Raw genomic sequence first — 20,078 nt, 5'->3', positions numbered from 1 at the left:
GCGCCCGGAGGAACGGGGGCGCCGCCTCCGGCGGGGATATTTTTGCGACAATGAAGGGGGGCGGAGCGCGTCAGCCCGCGGCCTGCACGGCGGCGACCACATCGGCGATGGTGGCCTCCAGCAGATGCTCGTCCTCGCATTCGCCCATCACCCGGATCAGGGGCTCGGTGCCCGACTTGCGGATCAGAAGCCGGCCCTTGCCGCCCAGGCGGGTCTGGCCTGCGGCGATGACCTCGCGCACCGAAGGCTCCTCGAGCGGCAGCCGGTCCGAGCGGAAGCGCACGTTGTGCAGCCGCTGGGGACAGGGGGTGAAGACCCGCGCCAGCGCGCTGGCGGGCTGGCCGGTCTCGACCATGGCGGCCAGGAACTGCAGCCCCGCGATCAGCCCGTCGCCGGTGGTGGCGTAATCGGTCATCACGATATGGCCCGACTGTTCGCCGCCCAGGTTGAAGCCACCCCGGCGCATGGCCGCGACCACATGGCGGTCGCCCACCGGCGTGCGGTGCAGCGCCAGCCCGCGCCCGGCCAGGAAGCGTTCAAGCCCCAGGTTCGACATCACCGTCGCCACCAGCGCGCCGCCGCGCAGCTGGCCGGCCTGCGCCCAGCGGTCGGCCAGAAGCCCCATCAACTGGTCGCCGTCGGCCACGGCGCCGGTCTCGTCGAGGATCATTACACGGTCGGCGTCACCGTCCAGACAGATGCCCAGATCGGCGCCGGTCTCGCGCACCCGGCGCGCCGCCAGCTTCGTGTCGGTCGAGCCGCAGCCCGCGTTGATGTTGGTGCCGTCGGGGGCGACGCCCACGGGGATCACCTCGGCGCCCAGCTCCCACAGCACCTGGGGGGCGGCGGCATAGGCCGCGCCGTTGGCACAGTCGATCACCACCTTCAGCCCGTCGAGCCGGCGGCCGCGGGGAAAGCTGGTCTTGGCAAACTCGATGTAGCGCCCGGCGGCGTTCTCGATCCGGCGGGCCCGGCCGATGGCCTCGGCGGGGGGCATGGCGGCCCGGTCGAAATCGCCCTCGTCCCCTTGTGAAGAGCCGCTTTCGCAGAAGGGCCCGTGAAGCTGGGCCTCAAGGTCGGCCTCGATCGCGGCCTCGGCGGCATCCGACAGCTTGAACCCGTCGGGGCCGAAGAACTTGAGGCCGTTGTCATGGGCCGGGTTGTGGCTGGCCGAGATCATCACCCCCACATCGGCGCGCATGGAATGGGTCAGAAGCCCCACGGCGGGTGTCGGCACCGGGCCCAGCAGGATCACGTCCATTCCGGTCGAGGTGAAGCCCGCGGTCAGCGCCGTCTCGAGCATGTAGCCCGACAGGCGGGTATCCTTGCCGATCACCACGCTGCGTGGCCGGCCGGTCTCGTCGGTGCCGAAATAGCGGCCCACCGCCGCGCCCAGCGACAGGGCAAAGCCCGCCGTCATCGGAAAGGCATTCGCCCGTCCGCGCACCCCGTCGGTGCCGAAATACTTGCGGGACATCTTTCCCCCCCAGGAAATGCAAGGACAGTCTGTAAAAAGTCGTTCTGAATATCCTGTCTGTGTACACAGGTCGAAGCTCCGAATCCAGAGGTGGCTGGCCCGCGCGGCGCAATCTTGCTACCAGCGCGGGGACCTTTCCTTGCCCCTCCAGGTGGATTTCCCATGGCTTCCGACATGTCTTCCGACACGGCTTCCCGCCCCGACGCACACCCCTCCGCCGCCGCCACGGGCGCGGGGCGGGGCGATCCCTTCGCCGACCGGCCCAAGGTGGCGCTGGTCACCGGCTCGGCGGGGTTCATCGGCTATCACGTCTGCGCCCGGCTGCTGGCCGAGGGCTGGCAGGTGATCGGCGTCGATGCGCTGTCGGATTATTACGACGTGGCGCTGAAGGAACGCCGCCACGCCATGCTGAACCAGACCCCCGGCTTTACCGCCCATATCGCCCGGATCGAGACGCCGGGCCTGTTGCAGAGCCTGTTTTCAGACCATGAACCCTCGCTGGTGGTGCATCTGGCGGCCCAGGCCGGGGTGCGCTATTCCATCGACAACCCCCGCTCCTATGTCGAGGCGAACCTGCTGGGCACCTTCGAGCTTCTGGAGGCCGCCCGCGCCCATCCGCCGGTGCACATGCTGCTGGCCTCGACCTCCTCGGCTTACGGCGCCAATGCCGAGATGCCCTACCGCGAGACGCACAAGGCCGACGCCCAGGTCTCGTTCTACGCCGCCACCAAGAAGGCGACCGAGGCGATGGCCCATTCCTACGCCCATCTCTACGACCTGCCCTGCACCATGTTCCGCTTCTTCACGGTCTACGGGCCTTGGGGGCGGCCCGACATGGCGCTGTTCAAGTTCACCAAGGCGGTGCTTGAGGGACGCGCGATCGAGGTCTTCAACCACGGCGACATGCAGCGCGACTTCACCTATGTGGACGATCTGGTCGAAGGCATCCGCCTGCTCGCGGACGCCCTGCCCCCCCGCCCCGATGACCGCGACCCCCTGCCCGCCCCCGCCGCGATCGACCCGCTGTCGCCCGTGGCCCCCTTCCGGGTGGTCAACATCGGCAACGGCGCGCCGGTCCGCCTGCTGGCCTTCATCGAGGCCATCGAGTCGGCCACCGGCCGCGCCGCCGAAAAGACCATGCTGCCCATGCAACCCGGTGACATGCAGGCGACCTGGGCCGATACCGCGCTTCTGGAGGCGCTGACCGGCTACCGCCCGCGCATGGAGCTGCAAGAGGGCGTGCAGAATTTCGTCGACTGGTATCGCGACTACTATCGGGTCTGAGCCCCCGCCCCCCCGTTCACTGTCGCGAAAATATCCCCGCCGGAGGCATCCGCCCCCTGCGGCCCACCCCACGGCTTGACTTGGCCCCCCGCCGCGCCCATCCCCTTGCGGGGATGAAACCCGGCAGGAAAAGAGGCACGGCATGCGGATTGCGATGATTGGAACGGGCTACGTGGGCCTGGTCTCGGGTGTGTGTTTCTCGGATTTCGGCCACGAGGTGATCTGCGTCGACAAGGACCCCGCCAAGCTTGAAAAGCTGAACCGCGGCGAGGTGCCGATCTACGAGCCGGGGCTGGACGAGCTGATGGCCCGCAACGTCGAGGCCGGGCGGCTGTCGTTCACCGGCGATCTGCCCGGCGCCGTGGCGCAGGCCGACGCGGTCTTCATCGCCGTCGGCACCCCCACCCGGCGCGGCGACGGCCATGCGGACCTGACCTATGTGATGGCCGCCGCCGAGGAGATCGCCGCCGCGATGGACGGCTACACGGTGGTCGTGACCAAGTCGACCGTGCCCGTCGGCACCAACCGCAAGGTCCGCAAGGTGATCCGCAAGGCCAACCCGCAGGCCGAATTCGACGTGGCCTCGAACCCCGAGTTCCTGCGCGAAGGGGCGGCGATCGACGATTTCATGCGCCCCGACCGGGTCATCGTGGGGGTGCAGAGCGCGCGCGCCGGCGATGTCATGGCCGAGATCTACCGCCCGCTGTTCCTGCGCGACTTTCCCATCGTCACCACGGATCTGGAATCCGCCGAGATGATCAAATACGCCGCCAACGCGTTTCTGGCGACCAAGATCACCTTCATCAACGAGATCGCGGCGCTGTGCGAAAAGGTCGGCGCCGACGTCAAACAGGTCTCCAAGGGGATGGGTCTGGACGGGCGCATCGGCAACAAGTTCCTGCACGCGGGCCCCGGCTATGGCGGCTCGTGCTTTCCCAAGGACACCCAGGCGCTGGCGCGGATCGGTCAGGACCACGCCCGCCCGATGCAGATCGTCGAGACGGTCATCAAGGTCAACGAGGAGATCAAGCGCCGCATGATCGACAAGCTGCTGGATCTTTGCGACGGCAGTTTCAACGGCAAGACCGTGGCGGTGCTGGGCGTCACCTTCAAGCCCAACACCGACGACATGCGCGACGCCCCGGCCCTGACCATCGTGCCCGCCCTTGTGGGCGGCGGCGCCAAGGTGCGGGTCACCGACCCCCAGGGCCGCCGCGAGGGCGAGGCCCTGCTGCCCGGGGTGGAATGGTGCGAGGATCCCTATGCCGCGGCCCGGGACGCCGAGGCGGTGGTGCTGCTGACCGAGTGGAACGAGTTCCGCGCCCTCGACCTCAAGCGCCTGGCCGAAACCATGCAAAGCCCCCGCATGGCCGACCTGCGCAACATCTATTCCCCCAAGGACGCCAAGCGCGCCGGCTTCGAGGCCTATGTGGCGGTGGGCCGCTGAGGCCGGGCCAGAGAAGCGGGGCCAGAGAGGCCGGGGACAGGGAAGGCCGGAGGGGGCGGGATGCCTCCGGCGGGGATATTTTCACGACCGTGAAGAAGGGGCGGGGCACGGGGGACAGGCGCAATTTGATGTAAATTGCCTGTAAAAGCCTCGCTTTTGCCGCCCCTGGCCTTGCTTTCGCCCGCCCCGCCCCGGTATCGCCCCGCGCCTGCCACGAAACCCCAAGCCCCTGTTAGCCCCCGCCCCCCAGGCTGGTCGACGGCGTGGGGGCGCCGCAGCAGGGGTGCATCATGGGGTGGCTGACACATATCGCGACATTCGGAACCGGGGGGGATCTGCCCCACATGGAGGGGATCACCGATCTGGAGATCCGCCAGGACGAGACCGGCGCCTGGCTCTACAGCGCCTCGGGCGCCGATGACGGGCTCAGCGTCTTCTCGCTGGGGGTCGGGCAGGTTGCCAGCTATCTCGAGCAGCGGGGCGCCGCGGCCAACCGGGGCACCGACGGGCTGGCGGGGATCGAGCTGGTGGAGATCGGCGGGCAGGTCGCGCTGCTGCCCTCGGGGCGGCTGGACGACCGGATGGCCTTTCACTACCTCGATGCCGACGGCGGGCTGGGCGGGGTGCGGGTGCTGGGGGCCGACAGCAGCCTGATCGGCAACATCTCGGAAAGCCTGTCGTTCTCGATCGCGGGCAAGACCTTCCTCGTCACCACCCAGTGGGGCGACGCGGGCTTCCGCAGCTACCGGCTGCGCGACGACTACTCGGTCGAATACAAGAACCATTTCGAAGGCTCGGCCCGGGCCGCCACCGGCGACATCACCGCCATGGCCTCGGTCGAGATCGACGGGCGCACCTTCTTCTTCACCGCCTCGGCCGAGGAGGATGCCGTCACCGCCTGGTGGATCGGCCAATGGGGCAACATCAAGCAGCGCGACACCAGCGGCGCGTCCGAGGGGCTGGGCATCGCGGACCCGTCGGCGCTGGACACGGTCGTGGTGGGGGGCACCGCCTTTCTGGTGGTGGGTTCGGCGGGCTCGAACACGCTGACGGTGCTGCGGGTCGGCCGCTGGGGGGGGCTCTTCGAGGAGGATCACGTGCTCGACAGTCTTTCCACCCGCTTTGCCGGCGTCACCGCGGTCGAGACCTTCACCATCGGCGACCGGGCTTTCGTGCTGGCGGGCGGCAGCGACGACGGGCTGACCCTGTTCGAGCTGGCCCCCGACGGGCAGCTGCTGCTGATCGAGGTGCTGGCCGACAGCGCCGAGACCACCCTGAGCGACATCTCGGACATCGAGGTGGTGGTGCTGGACGGCGAGATCCAGGTCTATGTCGCCAGCTCGGACGAGGCCGGCATCACCCAGTTCACCCTCGATCCCGGCAACCTGGGCATCTCGGTGAACGGCGAGAAATGGGCCGAGACGCTGAGCGGCACCGATGCCGACGACCTGCTGGCCGGGCGCGGCGGCAACGACACGCTGCTGGGCGGGGCGGGCGACGACTGGCTGATCGACGGCACCGGCGCCGATGTCATGACCGGCGGCGCGGGCGCCGACACCTTCGTCTTCGTCGATGACGGGCGGATGGACACGGTCACCGATTTCACCCCCGGCGAGGACCGGCTGGACCTGTCGGATTTCGCCCTTCTCTACAGCATGGACCAGCTGAGCCTGGTGCAGAAGGATTACGGCGTGCTGATCGAGATCGGCGACGACCGCATCCGCCTCGAGGGGGGGATCCAGATCGCCGACCTGAGCGCCGAGGATTTCCTCTTCGCCGGATAGCCGCGGTTAACCCGCTGTTGGGCCGGACCGGGCCAGAAGGGGGCATGATCGTTTCGCACCGACACCGGCTGATCTTCTTCGCCTTCCCCAAGACGGGCTCGGAATCCCTGCGCGCGCTGCTGGCGCCGCTGAACGAGGTCGGCGTGCGCCCCTGGCGCGCGGCCGGGCGGGGGCGGGATTTCCACCCCCACATGTCCCCCGCCGAGGCGCGGGCGGCCTTCGCGCGCCGGGGCTGGGATTTCGCCGCCTACCGGCGCGTCACCTGCCTGCGCAACCCCTACCCCCGGCTGGTCTCGCTCTACCGGATGATCCGGGCGGTGGACGGGGTCTGGCGCCTGCGGGCGCGGGCCGGGCTGGGGGTGCCGGGCTTTGCCGCCTGGCTGCGCGCCAGCCCGCCCCGGGGCCGGGGCGGCGGCGGGCGGGCGCATCAGCGCTGGCGCCGCCACGGCACCTGGTCGGCCCGCGCCTGGATCGAGGGGGAGGCGGCAGAATCCACGGCGGAAGCAACTGTGGAAGCAACGGGGGAAGCAGCCGCGTCCCCACTCGTCACCCATGTGCTGCGGCTGGAACACCTGGCGCAGGAGCTGCCCGCCCTCTGGCAGCAGCTCGGGCTGCCGCCGCCGCCCGATCCCCTGCCCTGGCTCAACAGCCGCCCCCCGGCCCCCTGGCAGGCGTGGTACGACCCGCCCCTGCGCCACCTGGTCGCCCGCCGCTACCGCTGGGAGCTGGCGCGCTTCTACCCCGGGGAATGGGGCGATGGATGACCATGAATCCCCTTGTGAAGGGCCTGTTTTTGTCGCCATCCCCGTGCTGGACGAAGCCGCGCACCTGACCGCACTCGTAGACTTCTTGGCGGAGGAGCGGCGCGCCTGCGCCTTCGAGGCGCTGATCCTCGACGGCGGCAGCCGCGACGGCAGCCGGGCCCTGGCCCGGCGCCTGGCGGCGCCCCACCCCTGGCTGCACCTGCGCGACAACCCGGCCCGCCATCAGGCCGCCGCCCTGAACCGCGCCGCCAGCTGGGCCATCAAGCGGGCCACCGAGAAAGCGAGCGCGCAGGAGGCCGCCTGCCTCATCCGCATCGATGCCCACGCCCGCTACCCGGCGGGCTTCGTTAAAGGCCTGGTCCGGGGCCTGCACCGGGGGCGGGCCGACAGCGTGGTCGTGCCGCTTGTCGCCACCGCCCCGCCCGGCGCGCCCCCCTGGCAGCGGGCGCTGGCCGCCCTGCAACGCCACTGGCTGGGCCATGGCGGCGCGCGCCATCGCCTGTCCCCCGCCCCCGACCTGCCCCTGCAAAGGGTCGATCACGGCCACCACGCCGCCTTCCGCCTTGCGCGCTTTGCCGCGCTTGGCGGCTACGACCCCCGGTTCCGGGCCAACGAGGATGCCGAGTATGACCTGCGCCTGGCCCGCGCCGGCGGGCGGATCCTCTTCGATCCCGCCCGGCCCGTGGCCTACCTGCCCCGCCGGGACCCCGCCGCCCTGGCCCGGCAGATGTGGCGCAACGGGATCTGGCGGGGGCGCTGCCTGCGGCTGCACCGGGCCCGCCCCGCCCCGCGCCAACTGCTCCCCCTCGGGCTGGCCCTGACGGCGCTGGCCACGCCGGGGGTGCTGCTTTGGGCCGGACCCGTGGCGGGGCTGCCCCTGGGGGCTTATGGCGCGCTCCTGCTGGCCGCCACCCGGGGCATGGAGAGCCCCTGGCGGGCGGCCGTGCTGGCGGCCCTGTCGCACCTGGCCTTCGGCGCCGGTCTGGCTGTCGGCCTGCTGACGCCTCCCCGCGTGCCTTCTGCCGCCGAGGCCTTGGCATGAGGCCCAACCTCTTCCTGCTGGCCGCCCCCAGGGCGGGCTCGACCCAGCTGGCCCATTGGCTGGCCAGCCACCCCGATATCGGAATTCCCCCTGTGAAAGAGCCGAATTTCTTCTCCTCCCATGAATTCTGCCCCCGCCTCGTCGCCCGCGAGGGGCTGAACGACATCGACCCCGAGGGGGCCCTGCCCCCCCGCCACCCGGCCCAGTTCGCCGTCTTCCGCCGGGCCCAGGATTACGCCCGCCTCTACCGCGGCCTGCACATGCGCTGGCGGCTCGACGCCTCGACCAGCTACCTCGCCTGCCCCGAGGCCCCAAACCGCATCGCCGCCAGCCTCCCCCGGGCCCGCGCCCTCTGCCTGACCCGCGATCCGGTCGAACGCGCCCTGTCCCACTACCGCCTCGCCCTGCGCACCGGCCGCACCCGCCGCCCCCTGACCGAGGAGCTGGCCGACGAACTGGCGGGCCGTACGCCCCTGGCCGCCCGCTTCCTGCTGCGGCCCTCGGACCAGGCGGCGGGGCTGGCCCGGGTCGCCACCGCCTTTCCCGGCCGCCACCTCGCCCTCCGCTTCGAGGAGCTGATCGCCGATCCCCGGCCCCAGCTCGACCGCATCGCGGCCTTTCTCGACATCGACCCCGCCGGGTTCGACCTGGACGTGCGCGCGCGCAACGCCGGTGTGGCGCCGCGCTTTGCCGGGCTCAACCACCTGCTCCACCGGACCGGCCTGCGCACACCTCTGCGCCGGGCCCTGCCGCCGGCCCTGAAACCGGCGCTGAAACGGCTGGTTTTCACCCGCCACGCCGCCGCCATCGACCCGGCCGACCGCGCCGCCCTGGAACGCCTGTTATGAGCGCGCCTGTTCATTGTCGCGAAAATATCCCCGCCGGAGGCATCCGCCGGCGCCTGCTGCTGGCCCATTCGGATCTGGACGCCGGCGGCGGGGCCGAGCTTTACGCCCGCGCCATCCGCGACCGGCTGCGCGGCCAGGGCCACCTTGTCGACACGCTCGACATCCACGGGATCCGCACCGCCGATGCTGACGATCCGGCCCCCCTGCCCCTCACCCTGCGAACCCTGCTGGCCCTCGGGCGCCTGCCGGTGCTGCGCCGCCGGCACCTGCTGCGCCACGCCCTGGTCTGCCGCGCCCTGCCCCGGTTCGCCCCCGGCTATGACGCGGTGATCCTGAGCTATGGCGAGGGGCCGGCCCTGCCCTGCCCGGTCCTGACCCTGCGCCACGCGCCGGCCCTCTTCTCCACCCGCCCCGCCCTGCTGGCGGTCCTGGGTCGCAAATCCCCTTTGAGAGGGCCTTATACGCGCCTCTGCCGCCGCATCGCGGGGCTGCCCACCGCGCCCCGGCCCGACAGTGGCCCCGCCTCCGGCTCCCCGGGCCACCAAGACCACCCCGGCGACCTGGTGCTGGCCAATTCCGCCTGGACCGCCGCGCGGGTGGTGGAACACGGGCTGACCCGGCGTCCCCCGGCGGTGCTTTACCCGCCGGTGCGGGCCATCCCGCCCGCGACCGCCCCCGTTCAGCTCGCCCGCGATCCCCATCTCATCCTCGCCCTGGGCCGCATCGTCCCCGGCAAGCGCCTGGAGGAGGCCGTCGCCATCCTCACCGCCCTGCGCCGCCAGGGGCACCCGGCCCGGCTGGCCATCGTCGGCCGGGCCGAGGGGGCCTATGCCCGCCGCCTGCTGGCCCGCCTCGCCCCCCATCCGGGGCTGGAGCTTCATCCCGACGCGTCCCCGTCCCGCCTCGCCACCCTGCTGGCCCGGGCCAGCCTGGGGCTGCATTGCTACCGGCAGGAGCATTTCGGCATCGCCGTGGCCGAGATGATCACCGCCGGCATCCTGCCCGTGGTCCATGACGGCGGCGGCGTGGCCGAGCTGGTGCCCGACCCTGCCCTGCGCTTCGCCGACCCGGCCGGGGCCACCCGCCGCCTGGCCCGCCTTCTCGCCCTTCCCCTGACCGAACGGGCACGCATGGCCCATTGCCTCGGCCAGGGAAAAGCCCTGAAAAAGGCCCTTGATTTCGAGGCAGAGCTTGACCGCGTCACCGGCCCCTTCCTGGCCCGGCTGCCCGGCCCCGGGGCATGAGCGGCACCGGCCCCCTCCTGCCCCTCTGGGCGGGGCTGGCGGGGCTGGCCCTCTGGGCGCCGGCGGTGACCCTGCCGGGGCTGGCGCTGCCGCTTCAGCCCATGGACGGGCTGGTGCTGGCGGGCTGGCCGCTGCTGATCCTCTCGCTGGGCCGCCTGCCGCCGGGAATGGCCTCGGGGCTGGTGCCGGTGCTGGGCCCGGGCCTGCTGTCGATCGCCCTCAGCTGGGCCATGAACGGCGGCAGCCCCCTGGTCCTGGGCTGGAGCCTGGGCTTCGCCCTGCCCTTCGTGCTGCTGGTGGCGCTGGTGGCGGCCTCCGCCGGGGCGCGGCGCTGGCTGCTGACGGGGTTCCTGCTGGGGGCCGCAGGCTCGGCCCTGCTTTTCCTGGCCCAGATCCTGCGCGGGGCCGAGACGCTGGATTTCCGCAACAACCCGGCCTTCCGCCTGCCGCCCCAGTACGGGCGCGGCTTTGCCCTGATGCCCGAGGTGTCGACCTTCGCCGTGCACGGGCTGATCGCCCTGGGGGTGGTGCTGGTGCTGTGGCGCCACGCGAAACAGGGCGCCTGCCCGCCCCTCTCGCCCCGGCTGCTGGCGGGGCTGGGGACAATGCTGCTGGTGGCGCTGCTTTTCACCCGCTCTTCCAGCATGCTGGTGCTGATGCCGCTTCTGGTCAGCCTGTCCCTGGCCCCGGGTGTGGCCCCAGCGCCGGGCGTGGCCGGCTTGCCGCGGGGCCCGCAAGGGGGGCGCAGCCGGCTGCTGCCGGCGCTTGTGATCACAACCCTCCTGGCCCTGGTTCTCGCCGGCTTCGTGCAGCTTTTCTTTGCCGAGCGGCTGGCCAGCGCCTCGGCCGAACGCTCGGCCGCGATGCGCCTGGCCTCGGTGCTGGGCGGGCTCTCCCCCCTCCACCAGGGCGAGCTTTTCGGCGTCGGCATCGGCGAGAACGCCGCCGTGCGCCTGCGCGCCCACGAGGCCGCCCGCGCCCTCGGCCTGCGCTTCGGCACCCTGCCCGAGGGGGTCAATTCCCAGCTTGTCGGCCGCCTTTTCGAGGAGGGCTGGCCCGCGCTGCTGCACCTGACCCTCGCGGCGGCGCTGCTCTTGCGGGGCTGGCGTCGGCATCGGCGGACAGGGGGGCCGGACCCGGTCGCGGGGGCGCTGTGGATGCTGGCCTGGGGCAGCCTGCTGGCGGCCCTGCTGGTGGTGGGCTATCGCGGCATCTACACCACATGGATCTGGCTGGGGCTGACGGCCGGTCTGGGGGTTGATGTGAGCATCGGACGGGGGGTAAATCCAAGGGGCCTTCCCGGCGCAGGCCAAGGCATGCGCGCCCCCGGCCCCGCGACCCGCCCGCCGCTCTGGCCCGGCCATCCCGCGCCATGAGCTTTCGCCGCGAAATCCCCTTTGGAAGGGCCTGTATATAGCCCCTGCCCGCCTCAGACCCCGCTGCCGCGCAGGATGACGCCCAGGGTGCGCCCCAGGATCGCCAGGTCCGTCCCCGGCCCCGCCCGCATCAGATAGGCGCAATCCATGCGGATCCGCGCCTCGTAGGCCCGCGGCTGGCCCGAGACCTGCCAGATCCCGGTCAGCCCCGGGCGGAAGGTGGTATAGGCCCAGTCGCGGCCGCGATACTCGGCCAGCTCGGCGGCGGTGACGGGGCGCGGGCCGACAAGGCTCATCTCCCCCCGCAGCACGTTCCAGAACTGCGGCAGCTCATCCACCCGGTAACGGCGCAACAGCCGGCCCAGGGGCGTGACCCGGGGATCGCGGCTGAGCTTGTAGCCCTGGGCCCATTCCCGCGCCGCCGCCGGGTCGGCCCGCAGGTGCCGGCGCAGGCGCGCGGTGGCATCGGGGCACATGCTGCGCAGTTTCCAGCAGCGGAAGATCCGCCCGTCCCGGCCCACCCGGGCATGACCGTAAAAGCCCGGCCCCCCGTCCAGCCGCACCAGCGCCCAGCAAAGCGCCACCAGCGGCAGCCAGAGCGGCGCCAGAGCCAGGCTGCCCGCCACGTCCATCCCCCGTTTCAGCCCGTCGCGATAGCGCAGGGCCCGGGCCGCGCGGCCCGCCCCCCTTGGGGAGCCGTCGCGCGCAATCCTTCCGAATAGCCCCTTCACAGGGCCGTTTTTCGTCGCGGGCCTGTCCCGCGCCCTCTGTCGCCGGCCTTGTCGTCCGGCGACATCCCGCACCGCCCCGTTGGTGCCGGCAATATCCGCACCCGGAATTTCAGGCAGAACATGCCTCATGAACCCGCTCCCGCTTGTTGTCTCACCCGGGGCACAGGGAAACAGGCGGGGCTTAAGAAACCCTCCATGGATGGGCCCTAGTCTGGGGATAGGAACAATGCCTGGTATTTTCCTCGCCAATTTCCCGCCCCGCCTCGGGGCCCATCCGGAAAGGGATCGCCATGAATGCGCCGGTGACCGGCTTGCGCGCGCCATTGCTGGACCTGCTGGGCCGGCGCGCCAGCGCCGCGCCCGGGACCGCCCTCGGGCGGGCCGCCCCCGCCCCTCGCCCCGCGATCGCGGAGGTGGCCGATCCCCTGCCCGATCACCGGATCGAGGGGGCGGGCGGGCTGTCGGCCCTCTGGGCCCGGCGCTGGCGGCTGGTGGCGGCGGCGCTTCTGGCGGCGGGGCTGGCGGCGGGATGGGCCTTCGGGCTGGCGGTGCCCCGCTACCTTGCGACGGCAGTGCTGCTCTCCTCGACCGAAGAGGCGCCGGCGGGCATCGACACCGCCGCCCTGCCGGGGCTCAGCGCCTTCGGCGGCTCCTCCACCGCCCTCAACACCGAGGTGGAGATCCTGCGTTCACGCCGACTGGCGGGGCGGGTGGCCGACCGGCTGAACCTTGTGGAGGAGGCCGAGTTCAACCCGGATCTGCTGCCGCCTTCCCCCCTGTCCCAGACCCTTACCAAGGCCCTTTCCGAGGGGCTTTTCCCGCATCTTCCGCCCGCCTTGGCGGCGCGGGCGCGGGCGGTGCTGATCCCTGCCCCCTCCACCCCGGCCTCCCGGCGGGCCGCCGCGATCGACCGGCTGATGGCGGCGGTTTCGGTGCGCAACATTCCCGACAGCCTGATCCTTGAGGTGACGGCCGAAAGCGCCGCGCCCGATCTGGCGCGGCGCATCGCCGACACGCTGGTGGAGGTCTACCTGGCCGACCAGGCCCGCAGCCGCAGCGACAGCGCCACCGAGGCCGCCGCCTGGCTGGCCGACCGGGTCGAGGGGCTGGATCGCGACCTGGCCCGGGCCGAGGGGCGGCTGGCCGAGTTCACCGGCCGGATGAACCTGGTCAGCGCCGAGAGCCTGGCCACCCTCTCGGCCCGGCTGAAGGAGCTGCGCCAGCGCATCGCCCAGCAGGAGGAGGCCGAGGGAAAGGCCCTGAACGGCGGGGCTGAAGGCGCGGGTAAGGGCGCGGCTAACGGCGAGGCTGAAAGCCCCCGCCTGCGTCAGCTTCGCGGGCTGGAGGCGCGGCTGGCCGCCCGCCACGCGGGCCAGGCCGGCGATCTTGCGCATCTGACCCGGCTGGAGCGTGAGGTCGCCGCCAGCCGCCTGATCCACGCCCATTTCCTGGGCCGGCTGAAGGAGACCGCGGCGCGGGCCGGGGCAGGGCGGGCCGAAAGCCGTCTGCTGGCCGCGGCCGAAACCCCGCTGCTGCCGGCCCAGCCCCGGCCGCTGCTGGCGATGGTGCTGGCGGCGACCCTGGGGCTTTTGGCCATGGCGGCGCGGGTCATGCTGGCCGAATCCGGCCGCCAGGGCCTGCGCAGCCTCGACGAGCTGGAGGCGATGGGCCTGCCGGTGCTGGGCCAGACCCTGGCGCGCCGCCGCTTTCGCCGGACAGCCGGGCCGGAGGCCGGGGCCGAGCTTTCGGCCATCGCGGCGGGGCTGCTGCCCCTGCCGGCACAAGGCGTCCGGACCGGGGCGGAGAGCCGGGGCGCGGAGGAAGGGGCAGGGCGGCTCTTGATGTTCACCGCCTCCCTGCCCGGGGAGGGGCACGGGGCGCTGGCCCGGGCGCTGGTGCCCGAGCTGCTGGCCCAGTTGAGGCCCGAGCTGAGGGGCGCGTTGAGGGCTGCCCCCCGGGTACTGCTGATCGAGGCGGGGCGGGGAGGGCGGCTTTGCACCGCGCTGGAGCGGGCCACGGCGGCCCTTTCCGGGCACCAGAACGGGCTGCGGGAAGGGCAGGGGGAGGGGCCGTCGAGTGCCGCCCCCTCGCTGCTGGACGGCCTTGTCACGCCCGCCGAAGGGGGCCTGCGGATCCTGGGCGGCAGGCCCGGGCGCCGAAAGGCCTCGGCCGGTCTGCCCGCCTGGCGGGCCCTATTGGAGGCCGCGCGGCGCGAGAATGACCTGGTGATCCTGGTGGCCCCGCCCGTGCTGACCGCGCCCCTCGCGCCGCTTCTGGCGCCCCTGGCCGATGCCGTGATCCACGCCGTCGCCTGGGAGCATACGCCCGTACCGGTGCTGCGCCGGGCCCTGAGGCGCCTCTGGCGGCTGCACGATCGGGACGGGGCTTTGGCAGCGATGGGCGGGGGGCTGGTCCTGACCGGGGTGGACCGCCGGCGCATGCGGGCCATGGGGCACGCCGGCTACTGAGGCTGGCCGCTGAGGTCCGCCACTGGAGGGATGTTTCGCATGCGAAACATCACGGGGGGCATCCGGGGCCCATGGGGCCGGGCAGGGGCAGGAGGGAAAGAAGGAAAGGCGGGGAATGTTTCGCATGCGAAACACCCCCCCCTCAGCGGGGCTTCAGCGGCCTTTCAGCCAGGCCTCCAGATCCCGCAGCAGATCATCGTCCAGCGCGGGACCGCTCAATTCGCAGCGCCGCGCGGCCCCCTGTCCCCGCAGGCGCAGGGTCAGGCCCGGACGGGGCGACACCACCCGGGCATCCCCCGCCGGCCCAGAAACAGGCTCTTTCCCGGGGCTTTTGCCGTCCGTCTTGCCGTCCGTCTTGCCGGGGCGCGGGGTCTCCCGCGCATCCAGAAGGCGGGTCAGCAGGGCCCGCTCGGCCTCCGCATCCGGGCGCTCGCCCTGGGCCAGGGCCTTGGGCAGGGCATGGGCGAAGCCCGGATCCTCCAGCGCCCGCGACAGGCGCAGGCCCACCCGCTCGTTGAGGCTGACGGGAAAGCGCAGATGCGGCTCCAGCCGGCGCACCACCGGGAGGAAGGATCCGATCTTCGAACGCTTGGCGCGCGAGGCGCTGGCGAACAGGGTCCTGAGCGCCGCGCTGTCGCTGTCGAACACCCCCTGGGCGACCGAGCGGTCGACGATGCGCGCGCGTTCGAAATAGGACAGGCCGACGCGGATCTCGTTCTCCTCGACCATGGCGACATAGGCGTCCGAGGCGCTGTCGGGCCGGCGCAGGATGGCCAGGGCGGTGGCGAACCGCGCCTCGCCGGTCTCGGCATGAAGCCGGCGCAGGGCGGTCAGTCGCCGCCAACCCGAGATCAGGCCGAAGCGATCGCCGATGGCGACCACCTCGATCGGGGTCTGCTGGCCCCGGGCGCGCAGGCTTTCGACCAGCACCGCCATCTCCTCGGCGTCGCTTTCCATGCGGTCCCGGACCAGATGATCCTGGTCGATGCTGTCGAGATCGAGCCGCTGGATCATCCGCCCCTCGGCGCGGGCCGACTCGAGCATCTCGGTCACCTCCATCAGCGCCGCCGCCGTGGCGGCCTCGCCGGCGACCTGGGCAATGGGCGGAGAGCTGAGCCCCGCGCCGGCCAAGGGCCGGGCGTGGGGCTGGGTGCCGGTCGGGGAGGCGGGGGCAGGGGCAGGGGAGGGGGCGCCCTCGCCGAAGGGCCCGGCGGATTTCACTTCGGGAGCGGCGGGCGCACCGGGCGTGCCGGGCGCGCCATCGGTGTAAAGGGCGGGGGTCAGTCGTTTACGCTTGGCCATCGGTCACCTCGTGGCAGGCAATTGCGGGCGAGGGGGAGGATCCCCCGGCGGCATTCAGAAATCCCTGACCGGGCGCGCGCCGCGAACCCCCCTTTGCAAGGGCCGCTTTTCTCATGCCCCCGCCTCCGCAGTCGCGGCAGGGGCCCTGGTCGCCGCGGCCTCTTTCTCCTCGCGCCGCCAGATGCCCAGCAGCAGCCGCTTGAAGGCGGCATAGGTCTCGTCGAAGGTCGAGCGGCCGCGCACATAGGTCTCGCGGTTGAAATCCCGGTAATCGGCCTCGTAGATGCCCGACACCTGCTCGCCGGCCTGACCGATCAGGGCGGTGAAATCCTGCCGGTGGGGCGACAGGGTGCGGCCCAGATAGGCCTGCATCAGGGCGGCCAACTCGGCCTGCTGGGCCCCGTCGTAGCGTGTGATCACGGTGCGCACCGCATCCCATTCGAACGCCAGCCCCTCGCGGCCCAAGGCGCGGGCGGCCATGTTCTCGCCGGCCTCGATCGACTGGAAGGTCGAATGCAGCATGTCAAAGAACCGCCCCGTGGAATCGAACTCCAGGAACGAGGCGCCCATCGGCACCAGCAGGATGTCCGCCGCCGCCAGCCCGTTGATCGTCAGATACCCCAGCGCGGGGGGCGTATCGATGAAGATCAGATCATAGGCATCCAGCAGCCCGTCCTGTTCCAGACTGTCGGTCAGCGCGTCCCACAGCTTCCAGCCCCGCGCCTGCATCCGCCAGACCGGGATCTGGAACTCGGCCCAATAGAGGTTCAGCTGGGCGCCGATCAGGTCGATGTTGGGCCAGTGGGTCTTCTGCACGACGTCGGGGGCGCGGACCTTGAGGGCCTCGGCCAATGTGTCGTCGATGGGCACGGGCGCCTCGCCCCGGTCCATGCGGGCGCGGTTGTCGCGTTGCAGCAGGGTGGCGTAGTGGCGGGCCAGCAGCGGAAAGACCGTCTGCCATTCATCGGCCACCTGCCCGCCGAAGATCGAGGTCATGGAGCCTTGGCTGTCCAGATCGATCACCAGCACCCGGTAGCCATCCAGCGCCGCCGACATGGCCAGATGCGCCGCCGTCGAGGTCTTGCCGACCCCGCCCTTGAAGTTCGCCACCGCCACCATCTTGGCCGGCAGGCCCTTGGGCCGGTAGGGGGCGTATTCCTTGGCCTTGGACCCTTCGGTGGCGAAATGGGCGCGCAGGCGCAGCACCTCGTCCAGGGTGAACCACTTGGCGCCGCCCTCGGTCTCGGACCGACCCTGGGGCAGGTTGGGGTTGGCCTTGAGCACCCGGCGGAAATGGGCGGTGGCGACGGGGATCAGGTATTTGGTGATCTCCCAGGTCGAGAACAGCCGCAGCTGCTTGCGCCCCTCCTCGTTCAGACCCCGGCTGGCCAGATCCTCGCGGCCGCGGCTGCAGGCGCCGGCGATGGCGGCAAAACCTTCGGTGGTGACCGGCCCGTCCAGCTCGGCCAGCGCCCGGTCGGGGTCGATGTTGAAATAGGGGGGCGGGGTGTCGTGAACGCTCATGGGGGGTGCCATCCTCTGCCATCCTCGGGGCCTTTGCCAGATCTCTGGTGGATCTGTTTGACGGCGTCATCTGCTGGGGAATGCCAAGTCATGTGCGCCGTTTAGGGCAATATACCGGAAAACACCGCACATGGAAGCATTATGAGGACAGAACCCGTTTTTCTAAGCAAATCCTGACGGTTCTGATGCAGATCAGACCTATGGGGGGCAGGGCTGTCAACGCATTGCCCTGGCATTTGCCGAGTTATTTTCAAGTTATAGGATAGTTAAGGGGACAGGGCGCTTTCAGGAAGCTGCTGAAACAAAAGACGGAATCGGCGCCAAATCCAATCGGGGCGATTCCGATCCCACGATAGGGCGACTCTGAAACCACGCGTCGGCGATTCCGAAGCCACGATTTTTCCGGGCCTGCGGGATCAGGGCGCTGGACGGTCTCTGTGGATAACTTTACCCTGCCCGTCATTGAAACCACGAATCCCCCAGGCCCGGTTTCGGGCTCGGAAAAAAGGGATCGCGCCCCCCCGAGACGGGGGCCCAGAGGCAGCAGGACACCCGGAGGGCGGCGACAGATCGTTCCCGGGCAAGAGGGACAGGCAATGACGGCACTCACGGGCGCAGGACCCGGTCTTGGTGGGCTTCTGCCCGACCGCCACCCGACGGGCGATTTCTTCGTCTGCGATATCTTCGACGCCATCCCCAAGGACGATCTGGCCAGCATGGAGCATCCCATGTTCTCGCTGGCGACCCGCCCCGACCGGCGGGTGCTGAGCTATGTCCACAACGACACCCGCATCGAGGTGGTGCCCAGCGTCAAGGGTCTGGCCACGATCCACGACAAGGACATCCTGATCTATTGCATCAGCCAGCTGATGGGCGCGCTCAATGCCGGGCGCGCCCTGTCGCGCCGGGTGGTGCTGACGGCCCATGATCTGCTGGTCGCCACCAACCGCGAGACCTCGGGCGATGGCTACCGCCGGCTGCGCGACGCCTTCGAGCGGCTGGCCGGCACCCGCATCACCACCAACCTGACCACGGGCGGGCGCGAGATCACCCGCGGCTTCGGCCTGATCGAAAGCTGGGAGATCGAGCGTCACAGCCGGGGCGGGCGCATGATCTCGGTCAGCGTCACCCTGTCGGAATGGCTGTTTCAGGCGGTGCTGTCGAAATCGGTGCTGACGTTGAACCGCGATTACTTCCGCCTGCGCAAACCGCTGGAGCGGCGGATCTACGAGTTGGCGCGCAAGCATTGCGGCCGGCAGGAAAGCTGGCGCGTCTCGGTCGACACGCTGCTGAAGAAATCCGGCAGCGCCTCGCCGCGGCGGGTCTTCCGGCGGATGCTGCGCGACATGATCGCCGCCGACCAGCTGCCCGATTACGAGATGCACGAAGAGCCGGGCGACCTGATCCGCTTCGCCCCCCGCGGCGGCGTGGTCGAGGATCCGCGCATCCTGCCCCCCAGCCTGCGCGCCGAAACCCATGAGGCCGCCCGCGCCCTGCGCCCCGGCGAGGACGTGCACGCGCTGGAAGCCCGCTGGCGCGGCGTCTGGGTCCGCAGCGGCCGCCCCCGCCTGCGCGCCCCCGACGCGGCCTTCCTGGGCTGGCTGAAAAAACAGGGCTAGGCCTGTTCCCCCACCCCTCATTGTCGCGAAAATATCCCCGCCGGAGGCCTCCCCCTCCACGCCGGGCTCCCCCGTCACCACGTTTTCACCACGATCCCGGCGAGAGCCCGCCGCGCCGCCCAGCGGGCTCATTGTCCGCTGGCATTCGGTTTGCTAACATGCTCAGATATTTACCAAAGGCCGCATTTATCAGAGCCGAGATCTTTTCATGCTGTATTCCGTCCTGAGCAATCTGAGCCGTTTCCAGAAACGGATGCTCTTTCTTTCGCTGGACACTTTCCTGGTCCTGTTCAGCCTCTACGTGGCCTTCGCCCTGCGTTTCGGCACCCTGGCCCCCTTCCCGCTGATCCACGGATCCTGGATCCTGTGGCCGGTGCTGGGGGTGCTGGGGGCGGGGATGATCATGCTGCTGCGGCTGCACCGCATCAAGCTGCATGCCTTCGAGGGGCGCGCCATCCTGCGTCTGGCGGCGGCGGCCTTCCTGCTGACGGTGACGGCGATGGCGGTCAGCTACCTGCTGCGCCTGGGCGCGCCGCGCTCGGTGCCGGTGATCTTCGGCACGGTCTTCTTTCTCAGCGCGCTGATGGCGCGGCTGGGGGCGCTGGCGCTGCTGGGGTATCTGGCGACGGGGGGCGCGCAGGCGGTGCCGGTGGCGGTCTATGGCGCGGGCTCGGCCGGCATCCAGCTGGTCTCGGCCTTGCGCCAATCGCGCGAGGTGCGCCCGGTGGTCTTCGTCGACGACAACCCCGCGCTCTGGGGGCTGATCGTCTCGGGGCTGATGGTGCAGCGCCCCGAGAAGCTGGCGGCGATGGCCCGGTCGGGGCGGATCCAGCGGGTGCTGCTGGCCATGCCCTCGACCCCGCGCAGCCGGCTCAACGCCCTGCTCGAGAAGCTTTCGGCCCTGGGCTGCGACATGCAGATCCTGCCCTCCTATGTCGATCTGATCTCGGGACGCGAGCTGGCGGGCGCGCTGCAGACCGTCGCGCCCGACGAGCTTCTGAACCGCGACATGGTCGATCTGGACATCCCCGACGTCGCCAAGGCCTATGCCGGGCGGGTGGTGATGGTGACCGGCGCCGGCGGCTCGATCGGCTCCGAGCTTTGCCGCCAGCTGCTCAACTGCCGCCCCGCGCGGATCGTGCTGTTCGAGCGCAGCGAATACGCCCTT

At 71.1% G+C, this 20,078-nt stretch carries 15 protein-coding genes; 11 read left to right on the top strand and 4 right to left on the bottom strand.

Annotated elements, in window-relative coordinates; translation table 11 throughout:
* Positions 1-70 precede the first annotated feature (70 nt).
* Entirely contained in the window at positions 71-1,477 is a 1,407-nt protein-coding gene (glmM, locus tag CLV77_RS15315; protein ID WP_076981336.1) for a phosphoglucosamine mutase, read from the bottom strand.
* 174 nt (positions 1,478-1,651) lie between these two features.
* Between glmM and CLV77_RS15310 the strand changes: the two genes are divergently transcribed.
* The 8 genes from CLV77_RS15310 to CLV77_RS15280 all read left to right on the top strand — a co-directional run bounded on the left by CLV77_RS15310 (position 1,652) and on the right by CLV77_RS15280 (position 11,266).
* Positions 1,652-2,761 (top strand): NAD-dependent epimerase/dehydratase family protein, encoded by a 1,110-nt coding sequence (locus tag CLV77_RS15310; protein WP_083707966.1) that lies wholly within the window; start codon positions 1,652-1,654, stop codon positions 2,759-2,761.
* Between the two features lie 142 nt (positions 2,762-2,903).
* A complete protein-coding gene (locus tag CLV77_RS15305) occupies positions 2,904-4,208 on the top strand; it encodes a UDP-glucose dehydrogenase family protein (protein WP_076981335.1) in 1,305 nt (434 codons plus the stop codon).
* A 290-nt stretch (positions 4,209-4,498) separates the two neighbouring features.
* Positions 4,499-5,992, top strand: coding sequence for a calcium-binding protein (locus CLV77_RS16615; RefSeq protein ID WP_076981334.1), 1,494 nt, complete (start codon positions 4,499-4,501; stop codon positions 5,990-5,992).
* Positions 5,993-6,036: 44 nt separating this feature from the next.
* Positions 6,037-6,756 (top strand): sulfotransferase family 2 domain-containing protein, encoded by a 720-nt coding sequence (locus tag CLV77_RS16450; protein ID WP_076981333.1) that lies wholly within the window; start codon positions 6,037-6,039, stop codon positions 6,754-6,756.
* Positions 6,749-7,798: a glycosyltransferase gene (locus CLV77_RS15295; RefSeq protein ID WP_076981332.1), complete on the top strand. Its 1,050-nt coding sequence runs from the start codon at positions 6,749-6,751 to the stop codon at positions 7,796-7,798. Before CLV77_RS16450 ends, CLV77_RS15295 begins: the two co-directional genes overlap by 8 nt.
* The gene (locus CLV77_RS15290; RefSeq protein ID WP_076981331.1) at positions 7,795-8,646 is read left to right on the top strand and encodes a sulfotransferase family protein; all 852 of its coding nucleotides are present in this window, start codon (positions 7,795-7,797) and stop codon (positions 8,644-8,646) included. Before CLV77_RS15295 ends, CLV77_RS15290 begins: the two co-directional genes overlap by 4 nt.
* Positions 8,643-9,890, top strand: coding sequence for a glycosyltransferase family 4 protein (locus tag CLV77_RS15285; RefSeq protein ID WP_076981330.1), 1,248 nt, complete (start codon positions 8,643-8,645; stop codon positions 9,888-9,890). The genes CLV77_RS15290 and CLV77_RS15285 overlap by 4 nt, the downstream gene beginning before the upstream one ends.
* On the top strand, positions 9,887-11,266 hold the full coding sequence (locus CLV77_RS15280; RefSeq protein WP_076981329.1) for a hypothetical protein: 1,380 nt from the start codon (positions 9,887-9,889) through the stop codon (positions 11,264-11,266). The genes CLV77_RS15285 and CLV77_RS15280 overlap by 4 nt, the downstream gene beginning before the upstream one ends.
* A gap of 53 nt (positions 11,267-11,319) precedes the next feature.
* On the opposite strand, the gene CLV77_RS15275 is transcribed toward CLV77_RS15280, so the two are convergent.
* The gene (locus CLV77_RS15275; protein ID WP_236861036.1) at positions 11,320-11,997 is read right to left on the bottom strand and encodes a sugar transferase; all 678 of its coding nucleotides are present in this window, start codon (positions 11,995-11,997) and stop codon (positions 11,320-11,322) included.
* A 290-nt stretch (positions 11,998-12,287) separates the two neighbouring features.
* Here CLV77_RS15275 and CLV77_RS15270 point away from each other — a divergent pair, with 290 nt between their 5' ends.
* On the top strand, positions 12,288-14,465 hold the full coding sequence (locus CLV77_RS15270) for a GumC family protein (RefSeq protein ID WP_076981328.1): 2,178 nt from the start codon (positions 12,288-12,290) through the stop codon (positions 14,463-14,465).
* A 153-nt stretch (positions 14,466-14,618) separates the two neighbouring features.
* On the opposite strand, the gene CLV77_RS15265 is transcribed toward CLV77_RS15270, so the two are convergent.
* Both CLV77_RS15265 and CLV77_RS15260 read right to left on the bottom strand, forming a co-directional pair.
* Positions 14,619-15,767: a ParB N-terminal domain-containing protein gene (locus tag CLV77_RS15265; RefSeq protein WP_083707958.1), complete on the bottom strand. Its 1,149-nt coding sequence runs from the start codon at positions 15,765-15,767 to the stop codon at positions 14,619-14,621.
* Positions 15,768-15,878: 111 nt separating this feature from the next.
* Positions 15,879-17,291 carry an AAA family ATPase gene (locus CLV77_RS15260; RefSeq protein WP_162781877.1) on the bottom strand — a complete coding sequence of 471 codons (1,413 nt, stop codon included), beginning with the start codon at positions 17,289-17,291 and terminating at the stop codon, positions 15,879-15,881.
* Positions 17,292-17,887: 596 nt separating this feature from the next.
* Here CLV77_RS15260 and CLV77_RS15255 point away from each other — a divergent pair.
* Both CLV77_RS15255 and CLV77_RS15250 read left to right on the top strand, forming a co-directional pair.
* On the top strand, positions 17,888-18,910 hold the full coding sequence (locus tag CLV77_RS15255) for a replication initiator protein A (RefSeq protein WP_076981326.1): 1,023 nt from the start codon (positions 17,888-17,890) through the stop codon (positions 18,908-18,910).
* Positions 18,911-19,118: 208 nt separating this feature from the next.
* A partial coding sequence (locus tag CLV77_RS15250; protein ID WP_170043970.1) for a nucleoside-diphosphate sugar epimerase/dehydratase occupies positions 19,119-20,078 on the top strand: 960 nt, incomplete at its 3' end.

Origin of the sequence: Brevirhabdus pacifica, assembly GCF_002797755.1 — a bacterium.
Taxonomy (GTDB): domain Bacteria; phylum Pseudomonadota; class Alphaproteobacteria; order Rhodobacterales; family Rhodobacteraceae; genus Brevirhabdus; species Brevirhabdus pacifica.
Note: the sequence above shows the minus strand (reverse complement) of the source record. Positions and strands in the feature narration are given on the sequence as shown.